The sequence below is a fragment of the Acinetobacter lactucae genome (genome assembly GCF_013344765.1).
Taxonomy (GTDB): domain Bacteria; phylum Pseudomonadota; class Gammaproteobacteria; order Pseudomonadales; family Moraxellaceae; genus Acinetobacter; species Acinetobacter lactucae_A.
This window is the reverse complement of record NZ_JABVBF010000221.1, coordinates 1-4,447: the sequence shown is the minus strand read 5'-3', so window position 1 is coordinate 4,447 and position 4,447 is coordinate 1. Positions and strand designations below refer to the sequence as shown.

The following is a 4,447-nucleotide window of genomic DNA, read 5'->3' as shown; positions in this document are numbered from 1 at the left end:
GTAGTAAATATACCGAATGGTTGACAATTAAACTATTTGTATTTTTTTTAGTCACTTCGGCCAATAAAAAAACAGCTATTATTCTGTAAATTAAATCTGTTTAGCCGTTTATTATTGACCAAAAATTTGATAAAGCACCCTCACCCAATTATTCATACATATATTTTCAATCAGTGTTTTAGAGTACCCACGTTGTTGCATACGCTCAATTATGCGATGTAGACCCGTTACATCTCCAAGCTCATTACCAATAAGCGCACCGTCAAAATCAGAGCCAAAGCCTACATGTTCTTCGCCCAAATGATCCATTAAATATTCTAAATGTTCTAAAATTACATTGATGGATGTATCTGCATTGCGTTGTCCATCCGATCGTAAAAAGGCGACATCGAAATTTACCCCCACCACCCCTTTACTTTCCCGTATTGCTTTGAGTTGTGGGTCAGTTAGATTACGGGCTTGAGGGCATAAAGCATGTGAATTAGAGTGTGTTGCTACAATTGGCTGCTGCAATATATCTACAGTATTCCAAAAAGCTTTCTCATTCATATGGGAAACATCAATCACCATCTTTTTATTGGCACAGCGTTTTATAAAATCTTTGCCATCGGCAGTAAGACCTGCTCCAATGTCAGGTGAGTGAGGAAACTTAGCATTTAAACCATGTCCAAAGCGGCTAGGTCTATTCCAGAGTGGGCCAATACTACGCAGGCCTCTTTCATAAAATACATCGAGTAAATCAGGATTTTGTTGTAGAGCTTCAGCACCCTCCATATGCAACACAATTGCTAGCTTTTGCTCTGCTAAGCAATCCTGAATACTTTGAGTTGATGTGCAAATTTTAATATTTTTAGAGCGCTGAGCGAGTTGATGAGCTAAATCGAGTTGTTCCAAGCAAATTTGTTCAATTTGCTGCTGTGTAAAATCTGAAGCTGTTTGGTCAAATAGTTTATTGGGATGATGCTGTTGAACATAGCCATACGGAGGTAAAAAAATCGAAAACATTCCTCCGATAAAACCAGCTTGTTGGCAGCGTTTTAAATCAAGATGGCCCGCTAAACGTTCATGAATAAAAGCATGTGCAGGTTCAGGATGGTCACTTAACCATAAACGTGTTAATGCATCATTATGTCCATCAAAAACTCGAATATGACTAGGCTTCATGAGTATTCCTATTACTTACTATATATCTGTAATCGTGTGGACTGGAATATTTTGTGTGGTGCTTAAAGATTTTGAGTTTCGACTATTACGGAATACTAAATTTTGTAGTGGAGCATCCAAATGGCTTTCTGTACGTGCTTGTTCAATTATTTGATGATACGGCGATTTCCCACATACAGGATCGGCATTTGCAGCATCTCCAGTCAACATATAGGCTTGGCAACGACAGCCGCCAAAGTCACGCTCTTTATCAGGACAACTACGGCACCCTTCTGGCATCCATGCATCGCCACGGAAATGATTAAATCCAGTTGATTTGTACCAGATATCTGACAATTTATGTTCGCGGACGTTTGGAAATGAAATTGGCAATTGTCGTGCTGCATGGCAAGGCAGTGCCATACCATCTGGAGCAACCGTAAAGAAGATTTTACCCCAGCCATTCATACAGGCTTTTGGTCGTTCTTCATAATAATCAGGCACTACAAAAATAAGTTTGCAAGGATGATTTTGCGCTTTTAATTTTTCTCGATATTCATTGGTAATCCGTTCTGCACGGGTCAGTTGCTCTTGGGTTGGTAATAAACCTTGGCGGTTTAAAAAAGCCCAACCATAAAACTGACAAATTGCTAGCTCGACTGTATCGGCATTCAGCTCAAGGCAAAGTTCAATGATTTGTTCGATCTGGTCAATGTTATGTCGATGAATAACAAAGTTAAGCACCATTGGGTAATCATATTTCTTAACCAGTCGGCACATTTCATACTTTTGTTCAAAAGCATGCTTTGAACCTGCCAAGGCATCATTTACCACTGGGTCACTCGCTTGGAAGCTCACTTGAATGTGGTCTAGGCCCGCTTGCTTTAAATCAGCAATGCGTTGTTCGGTAAGCCCCATACCCGAGGTAATCAGATTGGTATAAAACCCTTGTTGGTGAGCATGTGCAACCAGCTCTTCTAAATCTTGGCGTACCAGTGGTTCACCACCTGAAAAACCAAGTTGAACAGCACCCATCTGACGTGCCTGATCAAAAATGTCAAACCACTCTTGGGTGGTCAGTTCATTTTTGTGTTGTGCATAGTCCAATGGGTTTGAGCAATATGGGCATTGTAGCGGACAACGATAAGTTAATTCCGCTAATAACCATAAAGGTAGGCCAACACCTTCTGTCATACTAAATCAATCCAGTGTTGCTGCTTTGCGACCAGCATGTAATCCACTACATCTTGGTCAATTTCAGCAATATCACCAAATTTTTGCTTTAACTGAGCAATAATTGCAGAAACATTTTGCTGCCCATCAATATATTGTCCGATTGCCCCTGCACTTTCATTTAACTTGATCATGCCTTCCGGATATAAAATCACAAAACCATTTTGAGCTGGCTCGAACTGAAAACGGTAACCTTGTCGCCATGTCGGCACAAGGTTTAAATCAAACTGCTCTTTATTCATTTAAATAGTCCTTTGTGCCAAACCCGGTTGCTCGTCACGCTGTGATACGGTGCTTCATTGTGAACATATGCCAATGTTAAAGCATCTAAAATGCTCCATAAAATATCCAGCTTAAACTGCAATATTTCAAGCATTCGTTCTTGTTGCTCATGAGTTGTAAATGAATCAAGCGTAATTGTTAAACCATGTTCAACGTCACGGCGAGCCTGACTTAAACGAGAACGGAAATACTCATAGCCTTTATCATCAATCCATGGGTAATGTTGTGGCCATGAATCAAGGCGTGACTGATGAATTTGTGGCGCAAAAAGTTCAGTTAAAGAACTACTGGCTGCTTCACGCCATGAGGCACGGCGTGCGAAGTTCACATAGGCATCTACAGCAAAACGAACACCAGGTAATACCAGTTCTTCAGAAATAACTTGTTCACGACTCAAGCCCACAGCTTCGGCTAACCGTAACCATGCTTCTCGACCACCACCATCAGGATATTCACCATCTTGATCGATCATGCGTTGAATCCATTCTTGGCGAACTCGTTGGTCTGGGCAATTTGCCATAATGGCTGCATCTTTAAGCGGAATATTAATTTGATAGTAATAGCGGTTTGCAACCCAAGCCTGAATTTGTTGTTGAGTTGCTTTTCCTTCATACATCATCACATGAAATGGATGATAGATATGATAATACTGGCCTTTATCAATAATCGCTTGTTTAAATTGTTCGGTTGTTAAAGCTTCAGGTGTTTGAGTCATGTTTCACCTTAGAGTTCAATCTGCATGCCGTCATAGGCAACTTCTACACCATTTGCTTTAAGCTCAGCAAACTGGCTAGAGCTTTCATTTAAAATTGGATTGGTATTGTTAATATGGATGAGCACTTTTTTAGGTGTACTCAGCTGATTTAAATAAGACAGCGAACCGCCTTCGCCACTAATGTATAAATGCCCCATTTCACGACCAGTTTTTTTACCAACCCCTGTTTGTTGCATTTCATCATCTGTCCAGAGCGTTCCATCAATCATGACGCAGTCTGAACTCTGCATAATCTGCATGATTTGATCATCAATTTTTCCAAGACCCGGTGCATAGAATAACTGCTTTTGTGTTTTATGATCTTTAATAATTAAAGCAATATTGTCGCCGTCATGTGGGTCATGTCGATGCGGTGAATATGGTGGCGCTGCACTTTTAATAATTAAAGGCAAAAATTCTAAATTTTCGAAACCATCAATTTTAAAGGCTTGTTTAGGATTAATTTCATTGTATTGAAGACCACCATTCCAGTGTTTGAGCATATTAAAAACGGGAAAGCCGCTCGTTAAATCTTGATGGACCATTTCTGTACACCATACATTCATTGGGCAACCTTCACGTAAGGTCAAAAGCCCAGTGGTATGGTCTAACTGACTATCCATTAAAATAACGCTCGTTATTCCTGTATCACGTAATTTACGCGCTGGTTGAGCTGCTTTAAATTCGAAAAGTTGCTGCCGAATATCAGGTGACGCATTTAATAAAACCCAGTCTGTCCCATTTTCAGAAACAGCAATTGATGATTGAGTACGGGCTTTGGCTTGGATTGTACCTGTGCGCACGCCATGACAATTCGGGCAATTACAATTCCACTGCGGGAACCCGCCTCCGGCAGCTGAACCTAAAACATAAATATACATAAAATTAATATCTTATTAGAAAGAGATAAGCCCTAGAACAAGACTAGGGCTTATGACATATTTGGATGAAACTGAATTAACGTGCTTCGAAGTACATAGTAACTTCAAAACCAATGCGTAAATCAGTAAAAGCTGGTTTAGTCCATTGCATAAA

The 4,447-nt window shown here is 40.2% G+C and carries 6 protein-coding genes; all 6 read right to left on the bottom strand.

The features are described 5' to 3' along the window. Positions 1–111 precede the first annotated feature (111 nt). The 6 genes from HUN22_RS15745 to pqqA all read right to left on the bottom strand — a co-directional run bounded on the left by HUN22_RS15745 (position 112) and on the right by pqqA (position 4,444). Positions 112–1,164 carry a dipeptidase gene (locus HUN22_RS15745; RefSeq protein WP_174731296.1) on the bottom strand — a complete coding sequence of 351 codons (1,053 nt, stop codon included), beginning with the start codon at positions 1,162–1,164 and terminating at the stop codon, positions 112–114. Positions 1,165–1,182: 18 nt separating this feature from the next. Then, positions 1,183–2,337, bottom strand: coding sequence for a pyrroloquinoline quinone biosynthesis protein PqqE (gene pqqE, locus HUN22_RS15740; protein WP_174731293.1), 1,155 nt, complete (start codon positions 2,335–2,337; stop codon positions 1,183–1,185). Then, a complete protein-coding gene (gene pqqD, locus HUN22_RS15735; RefSeq protein WP_004792407.1) occupies positions 2,334–2,618 on the bottom strand; it encodes a pyrroloquinoline quinone biosynthesis peptide chaperone PqqD in 285 nt (94 codons plus the stop codon). Before pqqD ends, pqqE begins: the two co-directional genes overlap by 4 nt. Further along, positions 2,615–3,373 carry a pyrroloquinoline-quinone synthase PqqC gene (pqqC, locus tag HUN22_RS15730; protein WP_174731290.1) on the bottom strand — a complete coding sequence of 253 codons (759 nt, stop codon included), beginning with the start codon at positions 3,371–3,373 and terminating at the stop codon, positions 2,615–2,617. Before pqqC ends, pqqD begins: the two co-directional genes overlap by 4 nt. An 8-nt stretch (positions 3,374–3,381) precedes the next feature. Then, positions 3,382–4,293: a pyrroloquinoline quinone biosynthesis protein PqqB gene (pqqB, locus tag HUN22_RS15725; RefSeq protein WP_174731287.1), complete on the bottom strand. Its 912-nt coding sequence runs from the start codon at positions 4,291–4,293 to the stop codon at positions 3,382–3,384. Between the two features lie 76 nt (positions 4,294–4,369). Further along, positions 4,370–4,444, bottom strand: a complete 75-nt coding sequence (gene pqqA / locus HUN22_RS15720; RefSeq protein WP_001982218.1) for a pyrroloquinoline quinone precursor peptide PqqA — start codon at positions 4,442–4,444, stop codon at positions 4,370–4,372. Positions 4,445–4,447: the final 3 nt, after the last annotated feature.